This window comes from Actinoplanes sandaracinus (assembly GCF_030009775.1).
GTDB classification, from domain to species: domain Bacteria; phylum Actinomycetota; class Actinomycetes; order Mycobacteriales; family Micromonosporaceae; genus Actinoplanes; species Actinoplanes sandaracinus.
In genome coordinates, this window is sequence record NZ_JASCTH010000056.1 from 23,883 (window position 1) to 26,943 (window position 3,061).

Consider the following 3,061-nt stretch of genomic DNA (forward strand, 5'->3'; position numbering starts at 1 on the left):
CCCACCCGCCGTCTCCCGCAGCCCCCGCCCGCTGGGGCCGCCGACGCACAGGCATCCCGCCTGCCCGTCCGTCGCCGGCCACTGTTCCATCTCCGCCTCGTCTCGCTGTTCCTCCATCGGCAAGATCTTGTGGAGTTCTTTCGCCCCGTCGCCGGTCAACTCTTCAAGATCGCGGCGAGGTGGTGGTAGCCGGCTGGGGCGGGCTGCGCTTGCACCGTGGGAGGTCACGAAGGACGCGGGCCGGCGGGACCGGCGTCGTGCGGTTGTGGTGGCAGTGGCCGTACCGGAAAGCGATCTTGATCTTGAAGGGTTGATCTTTGAAACGCGCCGGCACGGCCGCACTCGGTGGACTCTGCCTCGCCACCGCCGCCTACTCGGTCCTCCAATCGCTGGTCGTGCCCGCGCTCGGCGTGTTCCAGCGGCAGCTCGACACCACGCCGTCGGGCGCGGCATGGCTGCTCACCGCCTTCCTGCTGAGCGCCTCGATCTCCACGCCGGTGCTCGGCCGGCTCGCCGACGTGCACGGCAAACGCCGCATCCTGCTCGCCGTCCTGACCGCGATGAGTCTCGGCGCCCTCATCTCCGCCATCGCCAGCGCGCTCCCGGTCATGGTCGCCGGACGAGTCGTTCAAGGCCTCGGGGGCGCCGTCTTCCCGCTCTGCTTCGCGCTGGTCAGAGACCACCTACCGGTTCCGCAGCGACCCCGCGCCTTCGTCATGATATCGACGGTGATGAGCGTCGGTGGCGCCGCCGGAACCATCACCGCCGGCCCGATCCTGAGCGTCCTGTCCTCGCGCTGGCTGTTTCTGATCCCCGCCGTCATCTCCGCGCTGGCGATGATTCCGGTCGCCCTGCTGCTGCCGCCCGGCAAGCGGGCGACGATCAACACCAGGATCGACTGGTACGGGGCCGCGCTGCTCGCCACCTGGCTCGGGCTCCTGCTGTTCGGCATCAGCCGGTTCCCCTCGCCGGGCGGGGTGTGGCCGCTGACCGGCGCCGCCCTGCTGGCCCCGGTCTGGTGGCGCAGCCAGCGGCGTGCCCCGCAGCCCCTCGTCGACCTGCGCACCCTGGCCCTGCCGACGGTCCGCGCCACCAACGCGGCCACGCTGTTGCTCGGCTTCGGCATGTTCGGCTCGTGGATGGTGATCCCGCTGATGATCGTCGACCGGTTCGCGGCGAGCCCCACCGTGGTCGGCCTGGCGATGCTCCCCACCGCGATCGGCAACCTGCTGATCATGCCGATCCACCGGCGGCTCACCGCCCGCCAGGGGCCGCGCGCCGCGCTCGCCGCCGGCATCGCCACCGCCGGTCTGTCCTATCTCGCTCTGGCGATCTGGCACCAGACGCCGGCGCAGGTCTGCCTCGGCATCCTGGTCATGGGCGCCGGCATCGGGCTGGCGTTCAGCGCGGTCGGCGCCCTGGTGGTCGAGGCGGTCCCGAGCGAACAGACCGGCGTCTCCGCGGCCGTCAACACCGTCATGCGTACGGTCGGCGGCAGCCTCGGAGCAGCGGTCGGCGGCTCCGTGCTGACCTGGTCGCCGGGGGAGTCGTCCTATGTGACGGTGCTGCTGCTCTATGCGGCGGCGCTGGGGGGAGCGCTGCTCTGCGCCGTCCGGGTGCCCCGGCCGGTCATCGTGGCCGGTGAGCCGGGCGTGGTGCGGACGGGCGCCGCCTGACGATCCGCCCGGGGCCCCGTGGCGAGCGTCAGAGTTCGGCGGGGGCGCTCTGGCGACGGGCCTCGGTCACGTCCGCCATCAACTTGTCCCACTGCTCGTCCGGCCGGAAGCGGGCCAACCGGACCCGCGTCGCCGCGCGGGCCGAGGTGTATTCCCACCAGGCGGCCACCCGTACCGGCCACAGCCCGACCCGGATCGCCCCGGCGATGAAACACCGGTGTGCCAGCACCGTGGCCGCGAGCATGGCCGGGTCCAGCTCCAGGTGCGGGTCGTCGATCGCCTTACCGAGGGCGCGCACGTCGCGGTGCATCTCCGCATAGCCGAGCATCCCGGGCATGGCCGGCACCAGCAACTCGTCCTCCGGATCGACCATGTCGTCGGCGTACGCCGGGCTGAACACGACATCGTCAACCGTGAAGATCAGCGGCAATGACTCCCGGCGGCGCTTGATGTCGACCTGCACCGCGGGCGCCCCGGTCGGCACCGCCACCTCATAGGCGTCGAGCACATCCCGGAACAGCAGCCGCGCCGTGTCACCGATCGCCGGCACATGCACCGTGACGATGCCTGGGGCCGCTGTCACCTGGGTTCCGGGAACCTCGCCGATCAGGTCGGCGAGCTCATCAGTGCGCATGGGTCGGTTATATGCCCTCCGCGCACCCCGCGCCGTCCTCCGTCCCGCCATGCTCGAGAGCCGCGCCTCGCGGGCCCGCCGCAGTGCCGGGGGCGCCGCGTCTTCCGCACGCTGCCTTGTTCTGGTGCCGCACCTTCCGCGCGCGCCGCATCGTGTTCATGGGGCGCGCGCGTTCAGGGTCCGTCGACGCGGTGACCAGCGTCGGGGCAACGGCCAGAGCGGTCAGCCGTAGCGGGGGCAGGTTGAACGGCCGGCGATACGCGTGGGGGCTACGGCTGGACTCGTTCTTCTGTCCACCTTGAGGATTTCGCCCGTTATTTCGGTGTGATCGGCGTCGCGGGACCCCGATTTGGCGTTGCTGGGAGGGGCTAGTAATGTTGTCCGAGCCGCCAGGGAGACGGGCGAGCGAGCGGGACCTGAAGCTGGGGCCCGGCGCGGCCGTCCTGACGGAAAACCTCTAGAAAGATCGCACGATCAACGGTCGTGCGAGTTCTTGGGGTGCCTGTGCAGTTTCTGTTTTGCTGAATCCGGTTGCGAAACGCGGATTTGACACTGCGGAAACGGCGGGTAAAGTAGAGCGAGTGCCCCGGAGAACGGGCCGCGGAATGCGGAACGGTTTGATGGTGTGCGGTTGTTCTTTGAGAACTCAACAGGGTGCTTGATAAGCCAGTGCCAATTATGGCAATACCCCGGCTTGTCTTAACGGTAGTAATACTGTGGGCAGGTTAGGGATTCCTTTGGCAACATTTTT

2 protein-coding genes are annotated in these 3,061 nt (G+C 69.5%); one reads left to right on the forward strand and one right to left on the reverse strand.

From position 1 onward, the window contains the following. Positions 1-317: 317 nt before the first annotated feature. Entirely contained in the window at positions 318-1,676 is a 1,359-nt protein-coding gene (locus QLQ12_RS45360) for an MFS transporter (protein WP_282767292.1), read from the forward strand. Positions 1,677-1,704: 28 nt separating this feature from the next. On the opposite strand, the gene QLQ12_RS45365 is transcribed toward QLQ12_RS45360, so the two are convergent. Continuing rightward, on the reverse strand, positions 1,705-2,310 hold the full coding sequence (locus tag QLQ12_RS45365; protein WP_282767293.1) for a hypothetical protein: 606 nt from the start codon (positions 2,308-2,310) through the stop codon (positions 1,705-1,707). Positions 2,311-3,061: the final 751 nt, after the last annotated feature.